This is a genomic window from Longimicrobium sp., from assembly GCF_036388275.1.
Lineage (GTDB): Bacteria > Gemmatimonadota > Gemmatimonadetes > Longimicrobiales > Longimicrobiaceae > Longimicrobium.
Genome location: NZ_DASVSF010000089.1, coordinates 129894 through 152232 on the forward strand (window position 1 = coordinate 129894; position 22339 = coordinate 152232).

Genomic DNA, 22339 nt, shown 5'->3' on the forward strand with positions numbered 1-22339 from the left:
CCCTCCGGGACGCCTCCGGGACGGGCGCGGGATCGCCGCCCAGGAGGTGGTCGACCCACCGGTCCCAGCGCTCGCACTCCTCCGCGTCCAACTCCTGCGGCGCGCGCGTGCGCGGCCGCGCGGGGATCCCGCCGCGCGCCTTCAGCGCGCCGGCGAGCCACTCCACGTACGGGGCCGGGTCCTCCTCGAACGCGGCGCGTCGGCGCGCGGCCTCGAAGGCGTCGAAGAGGGCGTTCCTCTCCAGCGCAGCCAGGTGCTCCGGTCCTCCGGCCGCCGTGTTGGGGCGGGGGATGAGCGGCGAGGCGGTCTCCTCCAGGAAGTCGACGCGGTCCGGTGCGGCGAGCCAGTCCTCGTCCTGCCACTCGACGGGGTAGTCGTCGTCCGGCTCCCGCTCTTCCTCGGCGGCGTGGCCGCCCGCCAGCAGGGCGAGCCAGGTGTCCTCGAGCGGGCTCGCCGCGAGGGCGCGCAGCCAGGCCCGCGGGTGCCACGTCTCGGCGTCCTCCAGCGTGCGGACGTGCTCCAGCCGCTGCCGGCGCTCGGCGGGCGTGAGTCCCGTTTCCGCCGCCCATGCGCGGAGCGCGTCGAGGCGGGCGGCACGCTCGGCGGCCGCTTCGGCGGCGCGCAGATGCACCGTCCGCCGGCGGCGCTCGGCGGGAGGGAGCCCCTCTTCCGCCGCCATGGCGCGAAGCGCGTCCAGGCGTGCCGCCCGCTCGGCCGCCACCACCGCGCGCCGCGCGGTGCGCCGCACCGCCTCGATACCCGGCTCCGGGCGGGCGCGGCGCTTCGGTTCCAGCCGCGGCGTGCGTCGGATGGCACGCACGTAGTCGGCGTGGTCCAGCGCCTGATGCCGCCTGAGCGAGTCTTCGTCGATGTCCGGCCGGATCTCCAGCAGCATCCGCTCGATGAAGCGCATCTGCGTGGTGTAGCATCCAGCGCAGATGGTGTAGGTCTCGCCCTTCGTCTGTGTGCAGAGGATGCAGTGCTGCAGCGGCGGGTAGCGGTCCAGCATCTCGACCTGCAGCGGGACGCGGTCCAGCGCGACCAGCTCGGCGAGCCGCGGCCGGGGCCGATGGAGCGGGTCCAGGACGCTCCCCGTGAGCCGCAGGTGGGCGAGGTGGCGCCGGAGGACGGCCTCGGCGGGCTCGGGCTCTGGCTCCTGCGGCAGTTCGTTGGGGATCGGGTCGAACCCGTACTTCGCCGCCACCCGCTCCAGCTCGCCGAGCTGGAGGGACCGGATCCGGGGCGTCGTCGCGGGGGACCCGGGGCTTTGCGCGGCGGGCGCGGAAGCTGGCATCGCTACCTCCGTGGGGAAGTTCGAGAGAAGGACAGAGATTTCGCCCTTCTCGGTTCTTCCCTTGCCCGCGCCCGCCGGCGCGGGGCGGGGAGCCGGAAAAACACGAAGAGGGCCCGCGGCGGATGCCGTGGGCCCTCGTTCTCCCGTTCACCATTCACCTCCGGGGCTGAAACGCTCCCTCAGCCGCCGCCGTACGTTTCTGCTGCGCGGTGCTATTTCTCTCGACCGTGAGCGAGGTCGGCATCGCGAAAAGAGCGGCTGACGACTGCCCTGAGCGGGAGCGCCGACCGCTGATTGGTCGCCGACACGGCTCATGGAGCCGACCGATCAGTTCTTCTGAGCCCCCATCATATAGCGACGTTCATGGATCGCAGCGAAACGTTCCTCAATGCCCTCATTGGGTACTATCGGAAAACTCCACTGGTGTGGGGCGGTATCGACCTCTTCCTGGTGCCCGGGGACGGGGCTCTCGCCCGGATGTGTGACTATGCAGCGGTGTTTCGCGCCGCGAACGATGGGCAGGCTCCGGCCTCCAGCCAGATTTGGCTCGTTTGGCCGGACCCGGCCGAGGAGGGCGCCCTCCTCGCTAGCGTGAGGACGCGGCTCGGCACGGTCTGGGAGCGTTCGCGGGGCGCACCGCCCACGCCTACGCAGCTCGACGGTCTGTTGGAGCGGGTGCGGATCGTCATTCCGGAGTCGTACGACGTGGATGGCGTTTCCCGGCTGATCGGGGAGGCGGGCGGGGAGGCGGTGCTGGTCGTGGGGCGGGCCTCCGTCTACCGCTCCTCCCAGGTGGAGCGCGATACTCCGGCCGACCCAATGCCGGGAGACGAATGGGCACCTCACCTCCATGCACTGATGGGGGAACTGCGCGAGCAGGCCGCGGCGGTCGGGTGCTATGTGGTGCTGGATGTCGAGGAGGCGCTTCCAGAGCGCAAGGCGCTATCCGATCTTCTTCTCACGGTCGAGAACACGGCCGTGATCTCGTTCGAAGAGACGCAGGCACGATCTCTCCCCAGGGAAGCGATCCAGCGGTGGCGGACGCTTGCAGCCGAAGCGGACCTGGACACGGCTCTCGTTGAGCTCAATGCGGAGCCCACGTTGTCGGAGCGCGACAAGTCGCTGCTCCGGCTGCAGTTGTACGGCGACGCCGGCAACCGGCCCGCGGTGCGCGCCGGGCTGGAAGCCAACCGCGACCTGCTGCCCGATCTGGAAGCCGAGCAGGCGCTTCAGGTCGCCGTCCTCGCGGAAGAGTCGGACGCTGACGACGTAGCGACCGAGTTGCTGTCCGGCTCGCTCGAGCGGCTGCACCGGCCGGCAGCGCTCGAACTGGCGCTCCAGGTTGCCGGCCGACTCCGCCACGCGGAACTGGTCAGGCGGGCACAGGCCGCGCTCGAGGCCGCGAACCCGGACTCGCCCGTGCTCCGCCGACACCGCGCCGCGAGGCTGGCGGCGCAGCACCGCTATCGCGAAGCGGCGCAGATGCTGGAAGGCGATCAGGAAGCCGAGATCGTCGAACGGGCCGCCTTCTGGACGATGCTGTCGGACCTCGAAGAGGACACCCCGGTTGACGCCCGGACGCTCATCGACGCCGTGTCGGAGCGGCTCCCGGCGCGGGCCGGCGACGCGCGGCGGCTGGCGGCCGCGAGACTCGCCGAAGAGGGGAGTGGAGAAGAGGCGCTCGCGCTCCTGCTTCTGGAACCTGCGCCGCACCTGATCGACCGCGCCGACGCGTTCGCCGTGCTCGAAGTGCTGGAGCGGAGCGCGCTCCGGGGAGTTCCGATCATTGATGAAGCGATCGCCTATGCGCTCGAGAGGGTGATCGAGCCCCTTTCGGCCCGGCCGACCGACGCATCCCTCCGCTTCCGTCTGCTGCAAATCATCGGGCCGGAAGTTTTCGGCCTCCGGGGGATCGGCCTGCTCGCGCTTGTACTCGGTACGGTCGCCGGACGGCCCGTGCGGATGGGGGAGACAAGGCGTCGCGTCCCGCTGGACCCGTCACTCGCGGAGGAGGCGGTTTCGGGCTTCCTCCATCGCGGGTACCAGTGGCTCAAGGCGAGATCCCCTATGATGATCGGCTCCCAGCCCATCCCCGCTGACCTCCTGGGCATCCCTGCCGACCAGGCATTCGCCGCCGTCAGGGGGGCGGCTGAGCAGTTCGCCGAGGAGTTCGGCGGCACGGACAGGAGGCCGCTCAACGCTGCGGTGGCGATGGTCGCGGCGACCGCGCCCGTGACGAGCACGCCCGATGAGGACCTGCTCGTCATCCGGCAGGTGGGCATGCGGCTCGCGCAGAACGGCTCCCACCAGTACGCCCGCGACTGGGCGGAACAGGTGCTGGCCCTCGCTGGCGACGATCCGTTCCGGGCGCGGCTGGCGTGGACCGCGTTCGCCGAGATCTACGCGCGCACCGGGCACATCCAGGAGGCGATGCTTGGAATCTTCTGTGCGTTCGCCGCCCATGACGAGACGACGTGGGAGGACGTGTGGCACGAGAGCCAGCTGGCGTACCGGCTCCTTCGCGAAACCGGGCTCCTGCAGTTCGCACGTCCGTTCCTCGACACGGGCCGCCTGGCCCTCCAGCACCTCGGCCTGGAAGTCCGGTTCGGCTCCCGCCTCGAAACGGGGGCGCTCCAGGTGGAGGTGTGGGAGTACCTCTTCGAAGATGTACGTGACGCGGAGCGCCTTCGCGCCATCACAGGGCGCGCGCACGACAACCTGCGCCGGGTGCTCGAATCCAGGGACGAGTCCGCTCCGGCCACGTCGCTCCTCGCCTCGGCGCTGCGCCTGTGCGCTGAACAGGGGGTGGAGGCACCGGCTGATGCCCGGCCGCTGCTGGAACAGGCCCTCCAGGGGCTGGACGGGCGGCTCAGGGGGTTGATCGAACTGGAGGCCGCCTCGGCGCCGGACCTCCGGAGCTTCGTGGAGATCGCCCGCGGAATCGAGCGGGCCCGGTACAGCGAAGACGTCGGGTACGACATACGGCAGCTCCTCCCGCTGGCCGAGCGCCTCCTGGCGGGCGAGGGGGCGGTGGACGCGGTCGCGGCCGCATACGCCATCGAAGTGCTCGCCGACCGCGCCAGCCCGCTTGCCGGCGACAGCGAGGAGGGGCCCGCGGGCGAGCGGCTGATCGGCTCCGCCGACGGGCCCGCCCGGGCGGCGGGGGTGATCGCCCGCGCTGACCTCGCTGTCCTGGCGATGGGACTTGCGAAGGACCGCCTGATCCGTGTGACGGCCATGGACGGGGAGCTCCAGCGGCCCGTGGCGGAGGAGGAGGACACCTTCTCAGCCGACCGCCTGTCGGAATGGTCCGCGAAGTACCCGTACGAGTACGCCGCCGTCCGCGACAGCAACGAGTTTTTCACCAGCACCGGGCGAATCGGAGTCACCGAGATGCCCGAGCGCGCGGTGATCGTGGCGAGCACCGACCTGCAGCGCTTCCCGCCCAACCTCCTTCACGTTCAGGACGAGTTCGCGGGGTGGACCCGGCGCCTGGCCGCGGCGCCGTCGCTTACCTGGCTCGAGTCCGCGCGGAGGAACCCCTTCACGGGCGACGGGCGACGGCTCGCGTGGATCCCCCTGGAAGGTTCCGAGGACCCCCTCGACCCCCTGAACGTCGTCGCCGGAGAGCTCGAAGCCACGCTGGCGCAGCACGGGACTCGCTCTGTCGAGCGCTACCTCGCTCCCGGTGGGCGCCGCGGGCGCCGACCTGGCGATCGTCGCCGCGCATGGTGGCGTGACCGAGGAGAAGCGGTTTTTTCGGGTAGTGGCCGATGACTCGGACGTGAAGATCACCCCTGCCGCACTTGCCGGCAGCCTGGGGGGCGTGGGCACCGTGGTGCTGTTCGTGTGCTCCGGTGGGCGCATCGACAAACACCCGGGCTCCAGCGCCGTGCTGGGCATGGCGAAGCGCCTTCTCACCAGCGGGTGTCGGGCGGTGGTCGCGCCGACGTGGCCGCTCGAGGTAAGCGTTCCGGGGGTCTGGCTGCCGGGCTTCCTTGCCGAGTGGGAACGGGGTACGCCCGTGATCGATGCGTGCTTCGCGGCGAACACCGCGGCGCGGGCGGAATTCGGCTGGAACCCCAAGCGGTGCCTGGCGATGACCGTCTACGGCGATCCGCTGGTGGCGAAGACGCGTTGATGTGCCCCGACTGCCGGCGCGACAAGGAGCCAGCGAGTTCAACCGGGCCGGGCGCGTGCGGGGAGCGGTCGTTCGTACAGGTGAGGGGCCGGAGCTGACGAAGAAACGGGCCCGCGGCTGCCGCGCCGTGGGCCCCGGTCGTCCTCGTGCGCCGCGTCCCGCGGCGGCATGGTCTTCGCGCCCGTCGCCCGGCCTTCGAAAGGTCCACCCCGGATCCTGCGCCATAGGCCGATCCAGCCCGTGTCCGCCGTGATGCAGAGCAGCACCGATGCCTGAATTCGTTCCGCCGCGCGACCAGGACGCCTGGGGCACGATCCGCGGGTTCGTCTACCAGGCGGAGACTACGATCAAGCGCTGGTTCGGACTCCGTCCCGGCCAGGTGCTCGAGTTGGAGCGCGGCGAGGACATCGATCTCGTTGCGAACAGCCTGCGCATGGCTCCCGACGAGCGCGACCGCGTCCTCGAGCAGATCAGGCACCGGGAAGCGAACCTGTCCCTGCGGTCGCCGTCGGTCCGGGCTTCCCTGGCTCACTTTTGCCAGCACCAGGTAGCCAACCGGGAGCTGTCCCTCCTCCTGCGGTTTACGACGAACACGGGGATCGCGCGCGAGGCGGACACCCCCGTCCCCGGGGGCGTGGCGGGGATCACCGCCTGGCAGCGGCTGCGCGCGGGCGCCTGGGCGGACGGCGAGGGTGCGCTCGTGGAAGCGATCCGCGCGCTGCTGAAGACCGACGTTCGGCCGGACGGCGTCCGCGAGGACGTATGGACCCCGTACCAGGAGTGGGTGCGCACCTGCAGCACGGAAGAACTCCGGGCCTTCGTGGACGCGGTGGAGTGGGCGACGGGCGCCCCCGACGCGGACTCCCTCGGCCCCGAGATCCGCGGCCTATTGATCGAGCGGGGGCACGCGGATGACGATCGGACGGCGGAAGCGCTCTACCAGCGGCTCTTCCTCTACGTCTTCAAGCTCCTGTCGCTGCCCGGCGTGAAGCGCCTGACCGTGGAGGCGCTGGCGGAGCAGCTGCGCGCCCCCGCCCTGGCGGAACACGACCGCCGGCTGCTGGCGGAACTCGTCCCGCTCCTTTCGGCCGTGGAGGCGCGGGTCGCCGTGCTCGAAGACCGCGTGGACCGGCTCGACTTCATGGTCGCCGAGACCCGGGCCGACGTAGAGGAGCTGACCCGCCGGAGGGGGATCACCGCCGCCGTCGAGTACCGCGTGTCGGTGCCCACGCTCGAGCCGCCGCCGCACGTGGCCCGGCTCGCCACGCGCGCCGAGACCGTCGCTGCCCTGCAACCCGATGTCGAGCGGCACGCGTGGGTCGCCCTTCACGGCACCTCCGGTCTGGGAAAGAGCGAACTCGTCCTCCTCCTCGCCCAAGCCATGGGAGTGGAGACCGTCTGGGTGCGGCTGCGCGACCTCACCACGGAGCAGGCCGCCATGCTTCTGGACGCTGCGGTGGAGGCCCTGGATCCCCGTCCCGTGCCTGGGCAGCTGCGTGGACGGTACCGGGCCCTCTTCGAGCGGCTGGGGCCGGACCGCTGGCTGGTGCTGGACGACGTTCCGCGCCTGGCAGACGGGGACGAGCTCGCCAGCCGGCTGGCCCACCTAGTCGCGGCGGCGGCGGAGCGCGGCGGCCGGGTCGTCTCGACCAGCGCCTTCCCCCCGCCGCCCGGGCTTCTCGCCCGCATGCCGCCGGGAGCCGTGCACGTCCAGGAGGCGCCGGCTTTCACGGACACGGAAGCCGGAGAGGTGTTTCGCGCGCACGGCGGCGCGCTGGAGCCGCGCGCCGTGGAGGTACTCAACACGCTCGCGCACGGCCATCCGACGCTGCTGCAGGGGGTGGCCGTCTACCTCGCGGAGCACGGCTGGGTGCTCTCGGAAGAGGACCTCGGCCGGCTGCTGCGCACCGAGTACGCTGTGGACGTCAACGACCAGACGATGGAACGGCTGATCGGCACCATCGAGGACGCCGACTCGCGCGAGATGCTGTACCGCCTGAACACCCTCTTCGGTGCCTTCGGGCTTGAGGAGGTGCTGCTTCTCGCCGAGCAGGAGCCGGCTGTCGCAAGACCGAGGGAGCGGCTCACCCGCCTGCAGGGGCTCTGGGTTCAGCGCGAGACGCACGACCGCTACGCCGTATCTCCGCTGGTGCGCGCCCTCGGCACCGCTGACCTCCGGCGGGATACCGCCCGTGCCTGTCATCTCGCCTTGGCGTGGCGCCTGGTAGGTCGCCCCCAGATCGATTCGCGCCAGGCCGTGCAGGCGCTGGTCCACTTCATCAGTGGAGATGACCACGTCAGCGCGGCCTTGCTTCTGCTGCGCGCGCTTGCCGCCCTGAACGCCTCGAATGCTGATCTTCCGGACAGCGGTTTGCTGTCCGTCTGGATCGACGTGGCCCTGCCCGAGCAGATGCCGCTCGCGCTGCGGCTAAATGTGCGCGCGTCACAGATCGCGGTTCGACACCGTCGTGGGCGGGACATCGCCTACCTGGAGCAGGATCTCCAGAACCTGCTGGCCCAGGCGGAGCCGGCCGATGCGCTGCAGGTGTTCGGTGCACTCGTGGTCGCCGCCGCGGCCTTCGCGAAAGGCGACGTGCGCCGGTCGGGGCGGTACATGATCGAGGCCCTCGGCTGGTTCCCGCGCGCCCGGGAGAGCCTGCCGCCCGGAATGGAGATGCCCGTACCCTCCGATTTGGGGACGCTGGTGTGGGGGGCCGCCGAGGCGATCGACTCGGCCGAGGGGATGCGCGAGTGGTTCGCGATGCTCGAGGCGCTCCCGCCCGACCTGCGGGAGGAGGCGGTGCGTACCAAGGTCGCGAGACAGAGCCTGTTCTTCGTGGCCAACCGGTTCCTGATGCTTGAGCACCGGAAGACCGAGGACCAGCGGGACTGGCGCGCGGTGGCGGAACGGACGGCCGAAATGGCGGCGCGCGCCCGCGCGGTGGGATGCGGGCTCCTGTGGGCGGGGGCCGTGCGCTCGCGGATGATCGTCCTGGCCGAGGAGCTCTCCGACGCGCCGGGCGCCACCCGGGAGGGTGAAGCCGCGCTCGCAGAAGCGGGGGAGGATGCGGAGATCCGTTTCCTCCTGCTGGACGGCCTCGGGATCTCCCTGAGGCTTGCGGGCCGCCGGGCGGAAGCTGCCGCGCGTCTCGAAGAGGCGCGCGCGGCCGGTACGCGCGTCTTTCCCTATGAGTCGGCGCGCGCCACGCTCCGACTCGCACAGCTGGTCGGAGAAGACGATCCCGCGCGCGCCGCCGCTCTCTCCCGGGAGGCCGCCGAGGAAGCGCTGGGTACCGGACGGGTTGACCCGCTCGCCACGGTGCGGACGCTCGGCGAGTTGGCGATTGCCGAATGGCTGGCCGGAAATCGCCGCGCGAGCTTCTACGCCTGGACCGAGGCGCTGGAGCGGCACCTGGCGGCACCCGAGAAAGGCGACGAGTGGCGCGCGCTCACGGCGGTCTTCGGTCACCATCTCTACTACTGCGCGATCGTCGCGAGCACGGAAGAGCTTCCGGGGCAGCTCCGCTCCGGCGAGCCCTACGCTCCTCCCGCGCGGGGGGTGTTCCTGAACTACGGGGTCGCCGCGGCGGCATTGTACAGCGAAACCAGGGTCGCGCTGACCCTGGCAAACCTCGCAATGCTCGGGGAGGCGGTCGGCGAGTACAGGGCCGCCCAGGAGTGGGCTCGCAGGGGTGCGGTGATCGCGCGCGATGCGGGCGCGGCGTTGGCGCTCGGGGAATGCCTTGCGTGTCTCTTCGCCGGTGCCTTGCTGGAGGACCGATTCGATGATGCGGTCGCGCTCGCCCGGGAAGCTGCGCCGCTCTGGGTCGCCCGGCTCGAAGAGCAGGCGGGATCGGCGGAGGAGCGCGCGCGGGCGGCGCGGCTGGAGGCAGAAGCCTACCTGGCCGGCCTGGTGCTCATCGGGGCCGCCCTCCGGATAGGCGGCGTGCACCTGCGCGATCCGGAGCATGCAGGCGCGCTCGCGGAGGCCGCGGCGGCCGCGTGTGAGCACATCGCGGAGAACGCCGAGGTCCCGCAGTTGTGGCGCGCGGCCGGCGAGCTGTTCCTCCGGGCGTTCCGGGACGGAGCGGCGGCGAACGCCATCGCGCAGGCGGGCGAAAGCGGCATCTTCCCGAGCCCACTGATGAACAACGCCCTGCGCTGCGTCGGGTACATCGGGGCGACGGTGCAGGCGGGGGTGAGCCCGGAGATGGCGCTGGCGTGGCACCTCCGGTTCGCGAGGTACCTCACCCAGGTGTTCGGCGAGCACCGTGGTGTTTACGACGAATGCGCCGTGCCGTTCTTTCAGGCGTACTGGGATGCGGCGCTGGCGCGGTCCCGTTTCAGGTTCCGGGCGCCGGCTCATCTCGAGCGTTCCCTGGCCGACGTGTCTGGTGAGCCCTCGCGCTGGCGGCTCCAGCGCCTTCTCACGGCCGTGGCAGACGGGCTTGGAACTCCCGTGGAGGCGGGAACCCGCGAATGGCTTCGCGGGCGGCAGGGATAGGCACGCGTGATCCCGCGAGATCGGGGGCGATGTTCTACCACTCGTCTGGACCGGGCCCGTTGCGCGGGCGCTGCTCGCCGGAGGCGCGGTTCGTTTGCAGAACGGTTGGGTTTTTGTGCCCACGCCGTAGATACGGATGGACTGGACGGTTCAGCAAACACGCGAGGAACATCAACCAGCGTCGAGTGCTGGGAGCTCCTGTTCCGCCGCGGGCAGCGGGCGGCGCCCAGCCCGCGGCGGCTGTGGGTGTCGCTGTCGGTCCTACTGGACGACTCAGGCCACTCACGAACGCAAATGGAAGCACGGTTGCCTCCGAACCGGCACCGTCGGACGCCCTACGCTGCGCCCCCGTGCTTTTCCTGGTGCCGAAGGTAGCTCCCCCAAGGCACGATGGCGCCACACCGGCATCGGGTGTAGCCGGGGACCGCCGGGCTGCCCCCGGGTTCCTGGGGCCTGATCGGGGCTGACGTAGGTCGGCGTTCTCTCAGCCCGACGGACGGCGATCACCCGCACGGATTCCAGCGCCCGGAGGATACCCGCGCGGGCGCGATCCCGGTCCCTCGGGCTGGACCAGGTCGACGAGCTGCTCGACTCGGCCGCCGAGGCGCCTCTCGGGATCGCTCGCGACCCACTCCGAATGCCAGTTCCGGAGCCGGCGGAGCGTAGGTCCGTACGGCTCACATCCCGAGATTCAGGCGCTGGTTGATGGTTTTCTTCGACAATGGTTGAGGGTCCCGCCCTATTCTTCCGCTGGATGGTGGCCGCGCGATCCGTGCCGGGGACAGCTCATCTGTCTGATGACCGGCAGATGCCGCCCATTGGCGGGATCCCGTTCGGGCGCGTCGCCATCTTGGGCAGCCCGCGGGTTCTCCACTGGCTGCGACCTTTCGCCCTGGACGACGGAGGCACAGGATGACAGACGCAACGCTCGGCTCGAGCACGGCGCCGGATCCGTGGAAGCAGTACATCTGGACGCCAGACTCGCCGGAACAGGTCTCTGCGGCGCTGCTCTCGCGACTGACGGAAGCGGCGGACGGTTACCGGACCGGTGAGCCGGTCTGGTTCATTGCCAGCCTCGCGCGCGGGCCGAACCCACCCCGGGGGCACAAGGTGTTCGGGCCGTTCCGCTCCGCGCGAGAGGCGTGGGACCGGCGCGGCTCCGGGACGGAGTGGAGCAAGTTCCGCATCTTCGGACCGTTCCACACCGAGCGGGATCCGAACTACGCACCGCGCGCAACGGTGAAGGAGGTGCTCATCACCTTGAGCAACGACGAGCAGGTGCGGCTCGCGGGGACGGAATGCGACTGCATCTTCTGGACACTCTCCGCCCTGGACAAGTTCGTCGTGCCCTACTACACGGGGATCGCGTCACTGGAGGAGGCGATGGATGTGCGGAAGGAGTTCGTGGAGAGCCGTACCTTCGGCGGCATCCATATCCCGAGCAGCGAAATGGTGAGCGCGGACAGCACTCCGCAGGTGATCAGGCTGACGGGAAGCGAAGGCCTGGGGCTGCACCTCATCGTCCGGAGCGCCGGGAACTCATCCGAAAACCCGGTGGACTTCCTCCCGGTGTGAAGCTCGACTGGAACGCGGGCTCGCGTTCGAGCGTCCGGAACAAATGGTCGTTCGCGACGAAGCGCCGCATGAACGGCTGGATTCTGACGAGCTCGGCGAGTGCGCGGACCGCGCCCGGGCGATCTCCGAGAAACAGGCGTACGTGAGCCTCGTCATACGCGAATGATGCCCGCAGCTCGACATGGGCCGCGACCTCCGCCCGCGCCCGCTCCAGTGTGGAGCGGGCGCGCTCATGCGCTCCGGCCCTGGCGAGTACGGCGGCGAAGAGCATCTGCCGGTAGACGGGGAGGTAGTCGCTACCCGCTGCCCGTGCCACAGGGGGAGGGTGCGCCGCGTTCACGTCCGCGAGCAGGCGCTCCGCCCGGGCGACCTCCACCGCGCCGGTATCGGTTCGGGCCATGATCACGAGCCGGCACTCCACGAACCGCCAGTCGCCCGGGAACTCGTTCGCGCCAGCCGCACACTGCTCTTCAGCCAGGTCGAAGCGTCCGAACGCGACCGCGCTGCGGAACAGCCGATATCGCACCTCATCCGCCCTCAGAAGATACGCATCCGCTCGGAATGCGCGGTGCGCCGCGAAGTAGGCCCCTTCGTGGTCGCCCTGGAACCGCAGTACCTGGCTGAGGGTGCTCCAAGCGCCCGCTCGAAGGGGATCGGTATCCACCGCCGCCCGCAGATCCGCTACCGCGGCGTCCACGAGGGCTTCCGCGGAGTCGGCTCGCTGGTGGAAGAGGCTCTGCGTCCAGAAGATGGTTCCCCTCGTCTCCAGCGCGCCTGCGTCACCGGGCCGAAGCCGCAGCGCACGGTCGACGCGGGCGCGTGCCTCGGCGAGCAGCCGACGCTCTTCGGGGAGCGCCGATGCGGATGCGAGCCTCAGCATTACGGATCCACGGAGCGCGGCGGGAGCACTCCAGCCGGGGTCGGCCTGCTCCGCCTTGACCAGCAAGGAGTCCGCGTAGGCCAGCTGCCGCTTTCCGAGTGCTACCTGAACCGGGTCCCTTCCCTTCAGGAGGGAGTCGGCTTCCTCGCGCAGCTGTTCGGCCCTGAGCAGCAGGTCCCGGGCGCGGGCGCTGCGGGTCCCGGTGCTGTGCACGCGGACCTCCAGGGACCGCCCGAGGCGCCAGCGCAGAAAGCGTGAGGCCTCGCGCGCGAGCCTCTCCTCCAGGACGAACGGATCGTCCATCGTCGCGTTCAGGACCGCGCTCCGCAGGCGCTCGCCGGACGAAACGTCCACGAAGTGCAGGTACAGGCGAATGCGATCCCCGGAGCGGTGAAGGCTCCCCTCGAGCAGGGTTCCCGCCCCGAGCTCCGCGGCCACGCTGTCCATGGGCAGGCGGCTCTCCCTGAACCGCCGGACCCCGCTTGGCGGGACGACGTCCAGCACGCCGACCTGGCTCAGCTCGTGGATGAGCTGGTCGGTGAGTCCGCGCGCAACATGCTCCAGCTCCCTCCCGGGCGACTGGTCCTGGAAATAGAAGACGGCGACCCGGTTCGCCGGGAGGCGCTGCGCCTCTGGAGGGCCGCTCCGCGCCCGAAGGAGGCCGATCGACCCGGACACGAGGGCGGCTGCGATCGCGATGGCCAGGACCGCCCACGTCCGGCGCACGGGTACGCCGGGCCGGTCCGCCCGCGCGGGCGGTACCCGGCCGGATCGCCGGGCCAGGTGCAGGTCGAACGTTGCAACCGGCGAGACTCGTCCCGGCAGGACCGTGGTTCCGCGGCTGGCGAAGCGGAAATCGGGCACGCGCCGGACCGCGGAGAGCAACTCGGCCGAAACAAGGACGTGTCCAGGCTCCGCCCGCTCCTGGAGCTGGGGCGCAAGGCTGACAGCTTCGCCATAGAGGCTGCCGTCATCCGTCGTGGCGACCTCGCCCACGTGAATGCCGGCGCGGAGGGTGGACCTTGCCCCGGCCGCGCCGGTCCGATGCTCGAACCTCCGGGTCAGCCGCCCGGCCGCCCGGGCGCACGCCACGGGCTCCGCGAACTCGGCGAGCACGCCGTCCCCGATGAATTCCACCACGTGGCCGTTCCCGCGGCGGACCTCCTCACGCGCCGCTTCCTGCAGAATGGAGAGCACGCGCGCCGCCGCCTCCGCGTCGGCATTGCCGAGTGCGGTAAATCCCACGATGTCCGCGAAAAGAACGGCCGCCGTCCGACGGGCAGCCGGAGTCCCGGTGGGTCGCTCTCCGCACCCGGCGGGGGCGCTCCGCGCGTCAGCCGCGTCCTGAACGGCCGGTTGCCCGGATTCCCCCTGTCCGCGGCTCCCCTTCGCGATGGTAACGCTTCTCAACTCGGCGCCGCCGTCGCGGTCGTTTCCGGCGGCCTCGCCGTCCAGCGGCGGGGATGCGGAGGCGGCTGGTGGGTGCCGCAGCCGCTCGACGAGGGCCTGCAGCTCCGGTGACGGCTCGGTCCCGAGCTCCTCGCGCAGAAAGGCGGCGTGAACCGCCGCGTGGCGGAGTGCCGCTTCCCGCTCTCCAGCCTGCTCCAGCGATTTCAGGAGGTGGAGCGCCACCCGGGAGCTGTACGGATCGTGCGCCGCCAGCCGGCGCAGCCACTCGATCGCTGCGGCGCTGTCTCCCCTCTTCCGCGCCTCGTCCGCGAGTGAGTCCAGGGCCCGCGCGTACGCCCGCCCCAGCCGGTCGCGCTCCGCGTCGGCCCACCGGTCGAAGTCGGGCGCGTCGGAAACGTAGAAGCCGTCCAGGAACGGCCCGCGGTAGAGCGCGGCAGCCTCTTCCCGGTTGCCGGCATCCAGCGCGTCCTCGAAAAGAGCGACGTCGCACTCGACCCTGCTCACATTGAGCCCGAGTTCGTCCGAGGCGGAGACAAAGAGTTCGTCGTCGATCTCCCGCCGGAGGACCGAGAGGGATTCCGAAAGGCTGTGGCGGCCCGCCTGCCCGGATGTGTCGGGCCAGAGCAGAGCGATCAGTCGCTCCCGCGCCACCATCCGGCCGCGCGCCGCGGCCAGGACAGCAAGCAGGGCGAGGCGCCGCTTGTGCGCGGCGCGCCCGCCCACGGGTCCGTCCGGACCTTCCAGTGCAGCGCCCCCCAAAACATTGAATCGGAACATGATACCACGCTGGAACAGCCGGTTGAGAGTTTTCGGGCAGGAAGGTTGAGGGCCGCATCCGATAGTTACATACGCGGCGAGAAGGGACGCAAGCCTGCCGTCCCGCGGACCGCCGCGCCCGCCGGGGACTCCCCCCGGCGGAACGACTCCGTCCTTCCCCGAGGAGAGAGACATGGACCGAGAACCAGGGCCGCCGGCCGGCGGAGCGGTCCCGCTCGCGGCACCCGCGGCACCCGCGGCCCCGGGCCCCGCAGCCCTGCCGGGCGTGACGCCCGGGCCGGATTCCGATGCGGACCGGCAGCCATTGCTTCCGATGTACCTGCCGTACCTCGTGGGCGTCCTCGCGCTGGCCGCGTATGCGGCGTTCGTGCTGGCGCTCCGGCAGGACGTCGCGGATGGCGCGACGGAGCAGGAGTGGCTGCGCCTCACCTACCTGTTCGCCGGCGTCGAGAGCATCGCCTTCGCGGCGGCGGGCTTCTTCTTCGGACGGGAAGTAAACCGGGGCCGTGCCGAGCAGGCCGAGAAGCGCGCGGCGAGCGAGTCGCGGCGGGCCGCCGCGGAGGAAAAGCGGGCGGAGCAGGCCCAGGACGCGGCTCGCAACGGGCAGGAGCTCGCGGCCTCGGTACGGGATGCCGCCGCGCAAGCCGACACCCCGGGCGCGCTCGCGAGGGATGCGGGAGCATCGCCGGAAGCCGCCGTGCTCCTTCACCTCGGGCGGCAGGCCGAGCGCCTCTTCCCTGTCCGCTGACCCACAGAATGTCACCCTGTTACGCCTAGGAGGCAATCGTGAAGACTCTGACCGTGGTGTTCGAGGTTCCGGGGACGACCGTGACGTCGGTCGCCGTGGAGTCCGAGGAGACGGAGCGCCGGGTGGAACTGCCCCTGGTCGGCGGCCAGGCGGAAACCACTCTGCCGGCAGGCAGCTACGTCCTCCGCTGGCGCGCCGAGGGCGGCCAGCCCGACACCGAGTACACGATCGAGATCACCTCTCCCCCGGAGGCCGTATGGGCCCCCGATCCCCGGGAGCGCACCACGCCCAAGGGCCGCGCCGCCGGCCAGGAACCGTTCCGAATCGACCTCTAACCGACGAGATATCCCCATGCCAATGAGCGTACACGCGCGCTACGCCCTGCTCGGCGTCCTGCTGAGCCTCGGGACCGGACTCGCGGCGCAGGAGCCGGCCCCCGCGGCCGCCCCTCCGGGACCGGACCCGGCCGCGGTCGCGCAGACCCGCCTCGTGACCCCGGCCGCCGCCGCAGCCTTCCGGAGCGGCCTTCCGGAGATGTTCCTCAAGGGTTCCAGCACCGACGCCGAGGTGCAGGTGGAAGGAGGGCTGCGGCTGCCTCAGAGCCCCGTGTTCGGACGCCTGTACGCGACGCTGGAAGTCACTTCCCCCATCGCGGGTGCGGGCCGCACGGAACTGGGCGGCCCGGACGGGCTGAACGACGGAGCCACGCTGTCGTTCTCGCTTACCGGGCTCCGGTGGCGGTGGACGAGCACCGCAGCCGAAGAGCGCGCCTGGTGCGAGCGCACGGTCGCCCGGGGCCGGGGGCCGCGGATCGGCTATGACTGCACTCGGTTCAGGCTGACCGACTTCACCAAGGTGGATCCCGCCCTGGAGGACGAGTACGTGATGCAGGTGGCGACCGACCGGCCGCTCCTGTACGAAGTATCGTTCTCCGCCTCGCCGGGCCAGTCGAGCTACCTCGACCCGGTGACGTACACGCCTGCTTCGCGGAGCACGAACGCGCGGTCCTTCGGCGCGGCCGTGGGCCGCTTCTTCGGCAGCCAGCTCTGGGGCGTGGAGTACCGGTACGAGGTTGCCTTCCAAGCCGCCCCGGAGGCCGAGGTGTGTGTACCGGTGGCTGGCGCCGCGCTCCGCTGCCGCACGGGTCCGCTCGGCGAGCCGGCTCGCCAGGAGGGGAGCGTGGCCTCGGTCCAGACGCGCGGCTTCTTCCGGCGGAATCTCGCGTGGAATCCCCGCGTGACCTATGGCTTCGGCCGCGACGTGTGGAGCCTGGACGTCCCCGTGTACTTCGTCCCCGGCGACGACGGGCTGATCGGGGGTGCCGCGGCGCACATGGCTTCGGACCAGGAGAACTGGGCGTTCTCCGTATTCGTCGGAAAGTCCTTTCGGACCGGGCTGTAGGCATCCGGCATCCTCCATGGGTGCTGCCGGCGAGCGTGCGAGAGGGGGTGAACGGCTCGCACGCTCGCGGAGGCGGTCCAGCCACTCGTGCGGCGGGCACGGAGGGCGAGCGGGGGATAGGCGATGCGCCGAGCCGCGATGCCCCGGCGGGCGAGTGCGGCCGCCGATGCGCCGTGGTCAGCGGCCCAGGGCGTAACAGGGCCGCTCGTCCCCTGGACCCCTCCCCGGCAGGATGGCCTCGACCAGCACCCCGGCCGATCCGAGATATTCACGTACCCTGGTTGATGTGCCGTTGGACCAATCCACAAGCACCCTGTCGCCCAGGTGCTCGATCGCCGCGACCTCGAACGGGGGCTCCGCGTCTCCGACGCGCCGGTCGCCGATTGCCAGCGCCGACGCATTCTTGACCAGCCGGACTCTCGTGAGCGCAGAGGCCGGAGTGACGACGATCGGGGTTCCCTCCAGGTATTCCTCCCACCGGCGCTCCTCGCCGATTTCCACAGCACCTGCATCATCCCGTGCTGCGGTTCTGCCGCCTCCACCTCCCACGGTCGGCCGTCGAACTCCTTGGCGTCCCCGGCGACCAGCGCTTCTACGTTCTTCACCATCGTTGTTCATCTGCTCGTGAAACTTTGTTTACTGCGACCGCGTGGCGAAGCGAGCATCGGCCACTATTGGGGCGGCATCGACTCCGGCGAATCGCTCGAAGCGTGCACTCGTGCTCCACGCGGTGGCCCCAGGGCTCGCCAACGGGGAGAACCCCACCGCCGTTGCGCAGCGCCCGCGGGAACACAGCTCGATCGCAGGTTGGATGCACACCCGTCTCCGTGGGGTGGTCGTTGGGGCGCCGTGCGCACCCGCCGACTTTTCCGTATGCCGACGCGGTGAATTCCCTCGCGCGATGGACGTGACGCCCGACTGCCGTTCCTGCCGACCCTGATCGCCGCTTCCGGCCTCATCGCCCGCCCAGCCGCGTTGGACGGCTGGGGAACGTGTCCGACCAACATCCTCGAAGCCCCAGCGACGCGGCGGGGGGGATTCGCGTTCGGCCTGTTGAAAGCGCGCACGCGTCGAGCGACGGCGATCCAAGGAGTGTGTTCACACGACTGGCGGGCCTCGGTCCTTGCCGAACCGGAGCAGCCCGTCGATCACGTCCCGCGGGAACAGGCGGCGTACCGCCGCGTCCAAGGCGGGCTGGTGGGCCCGCAGCTTCTCCGCCATGCAGGCGAACTCCCGCCGGGCAAACTGCGCGTTCCCCATGAGCCCTGCAGCCACGGCGCGCTCGAGTCCTGCTCCGACGTACCGTGAAAGCACCCATTCCAGGCGCGCGGCATCCAGGCCGGCTCCCCCGTCTTCCAGGAGCCGTTCCGCCAGGTCAGCACCCACGTTCCATGGCGCTTCGATCAGCTCGAGGGCCCCGAGCAGATCCGCCGCGGCGCTCCCGAATGCCGCACCAGCTTCCGTATCCCGGGCGAAGAGTTGCGCCAGCCCATCGAACGGAGGGCCCGACGAATCCACGGTCTCCGTCCAGAATGCAACGAGCCGCCGCCCGAAGTCCGTGCGCTCATTCTCCGCCCGGTCGCCGGCTCTTGCCAAGCGCGCGGCGTACTCGGCCTGCAGCCGGAGTGCTTCGAGCGCGTCCTGCGCATATCCGCCGCCGTTCCCGAACGCGCGGAGCCGAGCAACGCGATTCTTCACCCGCTCCGCGATCCGGGTTCCCTCCGCCGAACTCAAAGCCGCCATGAGTGCGCAGTCCGCCGCCCGGCGATCGCCGTTCGCCATCGCGAGACCCGCACGGGCGATCTCGGTTTCGGCGGTCCACTCCTTACGTGATTCAGGGCAGAGGGCGCCGAAGCGGGCCACGAACACGTCCAGAAGATATTCGGCCTCGTGACGCGCGAGACCGGCCAGACGGCTTGTTTCCCGCGCGAAGAGCCGGCCGGGTCAGTCCCACCATGGCCAGCGTGTTAAAGACGAGATGGTGCGCGAGGTTGGACACGTTCTCGGGCTCGCCGAGCAATCCGACATCGGCAAGGGTCTGTTCGAAGAAGTATACCCCCAGCGCGGTCGCCGCGTCAGGAGGAGGGAGCTCGGCGGGTAGCGCGGAAAGTGCGCCGGGCGCGGCGCCGAAACGGGGCTCTGGCGCGCCAACCGACGCGGCGATCTGCCGCGCCAGCATGGCTACGAGCCGCTTCCGCTTCGCGTCGCCCGCATCCTCCGCCAGCCGCAGGAGCCGCGGCAGGCATGTGGCCGAAAGCCGGTACTTGGCGGCCCGGTATGCCAGTACCGCCGCCCGTCCCAGGGCCTCGTAAAGCAGGCGCGGGCTCGCGTCCTCCTCGGCGGCGAAGAGGCGGCACGCAGCGAACGCGTGGCAGGCGGCGAGGCGCTGGTCGCCGTGGTGATGAAGGGCCAGCGCGGCACCCGTATGCGCGGCGCGCAGCCACTGGGAACCAGCGGCGCGCAGGAGCGGGATGGCCCGCCCGTATGCGTCCACGGCCGGGGCCCACTGCTCCCGCAGCCGGTGGAAGTCGGCGAGGAGCAGGATGCCCTCGCCCTCGAAGGGCGTCTCGGCCAGCTCGCGCGCGACCTGGCTCGCCAGTGCGACCGCGTCCTCCTTGCGGCCCCCGTCGTAGAGAAGGGCGCAGAGGCTGGGGGCGACCGCCGCGATCCCCTCCGGCACGCCGCGCGCGCGAAATGCGCCCAGGTATCGCTCATACGCCTCAATGAGCGCCGGGCGGGTGTCGTCCTGGACCGCGCGGCTGACGCGGGAGAAGATGACCGGGACCAGTCCCGGGGTGGACTCGTTGAGTCCGAGGTCCCCGAGGGATGCGATTGCTTCGCCCGCGTGCTCGAGGGCTCGATCTGCTCCAGGACGACGCCGGCGCCGGTCGCGCCGAAGGCGGCGGCGGAGAGGCGGATGTCGCCCAGGAGCCGGAGCTGCAGGGTGTCGCCGTGCTCGGCCGCTTCCCGCCATGCCGGGTCGACGGCGGCGAAGGCGGCGTCGTGGTCGCCGCCGAGCGACGCGTCGACGGCCGTGAACAGCGCAGCCACGGTGCGGGCGCGGTACCCGGCCTCTCCGGACCCGGCCGCGGCGACCCGGCGCATGGCCTCCAGCGCGTCGCGCGTGCCGGCCGCGTCACCCATCCGGCGCTCGGCCATGACCGACGCGCCGAGCACGGCCACGTGCAGGTCGGGCTCCAGGCCGCATGTCATGGCCGCGGGCCCGCGGAAGGGGAGGAGCGCGAGCTGGAGGCATTCCTGCGCCGCGGGGATCGGCGGGGCGGAGTTCGCCAGCCACAGCGCGTTGAGGGCCGCCTGCTTCCACTCCAACGCGAACAGGTAGTCGAGCGTGACCTGGTAGAGATCCGGCCAGTCGATGGTGCGCTCGCGGGAGAAGTGCTCGAGCACGGTCTCGGCGCACGCCCGGTGTACCGCCCGGTTGAGCGCGTCGTCGCCCGCGACCGCCATCCGCGCGACGGCCTGGTAGATCGGCGGCAGCCGGTAGCGCCCCCGGCGGACCTCTTCCAGGAGGGTCGTGTTCAGGTCGAGCCACCCGAACGCCGACCAGCGGAGGGGTGGGTCCACGGCCGCGATCGCCCGCGCCTGCGCTTCGGTGACCTCATGGGTGGCGACCGCCACACGCGGGATCAGCCCGCGCTGGAAGTCGTCGGCGGAGCCCGCGCGAAAGAGCTTCCAGGCAAGCTCGCGGAGCAGGCTGGCCCCTTCTCCGGCGGGAAGGGCATCGCGGACCGCGTCCAGTTCCGCCGCGCTCGGGGTGTCGGGGAGTCCACCGGCGATCAGCCGCAGGATCTCGGGATGTCCGGCCGTCCGGTGGAGGATCTGCATCGCCGCCACCATCGCGGCGTCGTTCGACGGGACTTTCTCGAGGGCTCGCCAGAACTGCAGCGCCTCGGCCATGGTGAACCCCTCGATCGCGACCGGTTCCGCCGACGCGGGGAACCCGGCGGCCGGGGCGGAGGGCCGGTCTTCGGCCACCGCCACGACCCAGGCGCCGCCGAGGCGGGCCTCCTCCAGGCTCGCCAGCAGGGCATCACGTCCAGTCGCGGGGATGCGGCTCACGTCGTCGGCCACGACGACCGCCCGCAGGACGCCGCCCGCGCGCGCGATCTGTCCCCGGACCTCGACCGCGTGCACGCCGCCGCTCCGCAGCGCCCGGTACAGCTCGCGGTTTCCGGTTCGCTCCCCGATCCAGAAAGCGAGGTGGAGCCAGATGCGGTCGATGTCCGCGCCGTCGCCGGACAGGCGTAGCCAGACGGTACGCTCCTGGAGGCGGCCGCGCTCCAGCGCCGCGCGCACCGCTTCCGTCTTCCCGACGCGCGGCGGGCCGTAGATCCACACGGCGCGATGGGTGCGGAGGCCGCGCAGGATGGCGGGCTCCGTCCCGACGCGCCTGATTCGCGCGCCGACCGGGTCCGGGAAGGACTCAAGCTCGAGCGGGGCCGGGAGGTCGGTGATCCGCCGCACCGCGCCCTCGTCCAGCGTGGCGCCCACGAGCGAGCCGTCGGCCACGGCCACCCGAAGCTTCCGGAGGGCTTCCCGGGCGGCGGCAGCGTCCAGGCGCCCCGCCTCGATCAGCACCAGCACCATCTCCGCCTGCCCGGCAGGCAGGTCGCCGTCGTCGTCGCCCGCGCCCGCCCCGGAACGTCCCACCCGCGACTCGAACCGGAGGCTCTCCAGCAGGAGGTCGAGGTGACGCGCGGCGTCCTGCAGCGCGACGGAGAGCAGTGACCCATCTTGACCGTCCGGCCGCGTGGCGAGGCTCGCGACCGCGTCCGCCGCCTCCGCCGGCCACTCCGCGGCCGCGTCCGCCACCCCGTCCCGCCGGAGCCAGGCGTGGTCGAGGACCCGGGCGACGTCGTCGCACAGCTGCCGCAGCCGGTCGCGCCCTGCAGCCGTCTGGATGCGGGCGGCCACGGGGGGGGAGAGCAGACCCAGGGCGCAGTGCATCAGCAGCGCTCCGCGGGTCACGTCCCGCCCGGCCGAGGTGGCCGCGGAGCCGTTCCGGAACGCGGCCGGGTCGTCGCGCAGCGCCTGGAGCGCCGTGTCGAGCTCCCCGTCGGTCACGAAGACCAGCAGCAGCGAGCGGTCGGCCCCCGCACGTTGAACGAAGGCCGTGGTCGTGCGGATGAACTCGGACCAGACGCCTTCTCTCCCCAGCTCCGCGAGCGACCACCTGGCCAGGCCCTCCCGGCGACCCTTGACCTGCCGGTACTCTTCGACCAGGCCGCCACCCTGGCGGAGGGCCAGCACGTCGGTGTCGCCGGCACCTTCCAAACGGACGCTCAGGGCACGCTGCCCGTCCTGCCGAAGCAGCCGCCCAATTTGCCGGAGCGCGTCTTCGTCCTGGAAGGCGAGCCCGGAGCGGGCCTCGATCCCGCCTCGGTGGCGCGGCGGTACGGAGAAGCCGAGTCCGGGCTCCGGCAGTCCGAGGAGACGCGCGACCGCGCCGAACGGCGAGTTGATCTCGGAACCGGTAGCGGGCGAAGCGGGCGCGGAGAGGTCGTCGTGCATGATCGCGGGGTGCCGGGTCGAAGTCGCCGCGGTGGCGTCCGTAGCATACAAGCGGCCGCTCGATTTGTTCGCCTCTT

At 71.4% G+C, this 22339-nt stretch carries 12 protein-coding genes; 8 read left to right on the top strand and 4 right to left on the bottom strand.

The window, feature by feature from the left end; all coding sequences use genetic code 11:
- The first annotated feature begins 514 nt into the window (after positions 1-514).
- The 5 genes from VF632_RS18765 (at position 515) to VF632_RS18785 (ending at position 11514) form a co-directional block, all read left to right on the top strand.
- On the top strand, positions 515-1525 hold the full coding sequence (locus tag VF632_RS18765) for a hypothetical protein (RefSeq protein WP_331024467.1): 1011 nt from the start codon (positions 515-517) through the stop codon (positions 1523-1525).
- 132 nt (positions 1526-1657) lie between these two features.
- The gene (locus VF632_RS18770; protein ID WP_331024468.1) at positions 1658-5071 is read left to right on the top strand and encodes a hypothetical protein; all 3414 of its coding nucleotides are present in this window, start codon (positions 1658-1660) and stop codon (positions 5069-5071) included.
- Complete coding sequence (locus VF632_RS18775) at positions 5031-5435, top strand: hypothetical protein (protein WP_331024469.1); 405 nt, start codon at positions 5031-5033, stop codon at positions 5433-5435. Before VF632_RS18770 ends, VF632_RS18775 begins: the two co-directional genes overlap by 41 nt.
- A 268-nt stretch (positions 5436-5703) precedes the next feature.
- Positions 5704-9939 (top strand): hypothetical protein, encoded by a 4236-nt coding sequence (locus VF632_RS18780; RefSeq protein WP_331024470.1) that lies wholly within the window; start codon positions 5704-5706, stop codon positions 9937-9939.
- A gap of 912 nt (positions 9940-10851) precedes the next feature.
- Positions 10852-11514 carry a hypothetical protein gene (locus VF632_RS18785; RefSeq protein ID WP_331024471.1) on the top strand — a complete coding sequence of 221 codons (663 nt, stop codon included), beginning with the start codon at positions 10852-10854 and terminating at the stop codon, positions 11512-11514.
- Here VF632_RS18785 and VF632_RS18790 read toward each other — a convergent pair.
- The gene (locus tag VF632_RS18790) at positions 11456-14527 is read right to left on the bottom strand and encodes a BTAD domain-containing putative transcriptional regulator (protein ID WP_331024472.1); all 3072 of its coding nucleotides are present in this window, start codon (positions 14525-14527) and stop codon (positions 11456-11458) included. The genes VF632_RS18785 and VF632_RS18790 overlap by 59 nt on opposite strands.
- Before the next feature lie 226 nt (positions 14528-14753).
- On the opposite strand from VF632_RS18790, the gene VF632_RS18795 reads away from it, so the two are divergent.
- The 3 genes from VF632_RS18795 to VF632_RS18805 are packed head-to-tail and all read left to right on the top strand — an operon-like array spanning position 14754 to position 16730.
- Entirely contained in the window at positions 14754-15329 is a 576-nt protein-coding gene (locus VF632_RS18795; protein ID WP_331024473.1) for a hypothetical protein, read from the top strand.
- Positions 15330-15367: 38 nt separating this feature from the next.
- Entirely contained in the window at positions 15368-15664 is a 297-nt protein-coding gene (locus VF632_RS18800; RefSeq protein ID WP_331024474.1) for a hypothetical protein, read from the top strand.
- Between the two features lie 16 nt (positions 15665-15680).
- Complete coding sequence (locus VF632_RS18805) at positions 15681-16730, top strand: hypothetical protein (RefSeq protein ID WP_331024475.1); 1050 nt, start codon at positions 15681-15683, stop codon at positions 16728-16730.
- 177 nt (positions 16731-16907) lie between these two features.
- Here the strand turns inward: VF632_RS18805 and VF632_RS18810 are convergent, their stop codons facing one another.
- The 3 genes from VF632_RS18810 to VF632_RS18820 form a co-directional block, all read right to left on the bottom strand.
- On the bottom strand, positions 16908-17231 hold the full coding sequence (locus VF632_RS18810) for a hypothetical protein (protein ID WP_331024476.1): 324 nt from the start codon (positions 17229-17231) through the stop codon (positions 16908-16910).
- A 597-nt stretch (positions 17232-17828) separates the two neighbouring features.
- Positions 17829-18593, bottom strand: coding sequence for a hypothetical protein (locus VF632_RS18815; protein ID WP_331024477.1), 765 nt, complete (start codon positions 18591-18593; stop codon positions 17829-17831).
- Between the two features lie 318 nt (positions 18594-18911).
- The gene (locus VF632_RS18820; RefSeq protein ID WP_331024478.1) at positions 18912-22262 is read right to left on the bottom strand and encodes a hypothetical protein; all 3351 of its coding nucleotides are present in this window, start codon (positions 22260-22262) and stop codon (positions 18912-18914) included.
- Between the last annotated feature and the right edge of the window lie 77 nt (positions 22263-22339).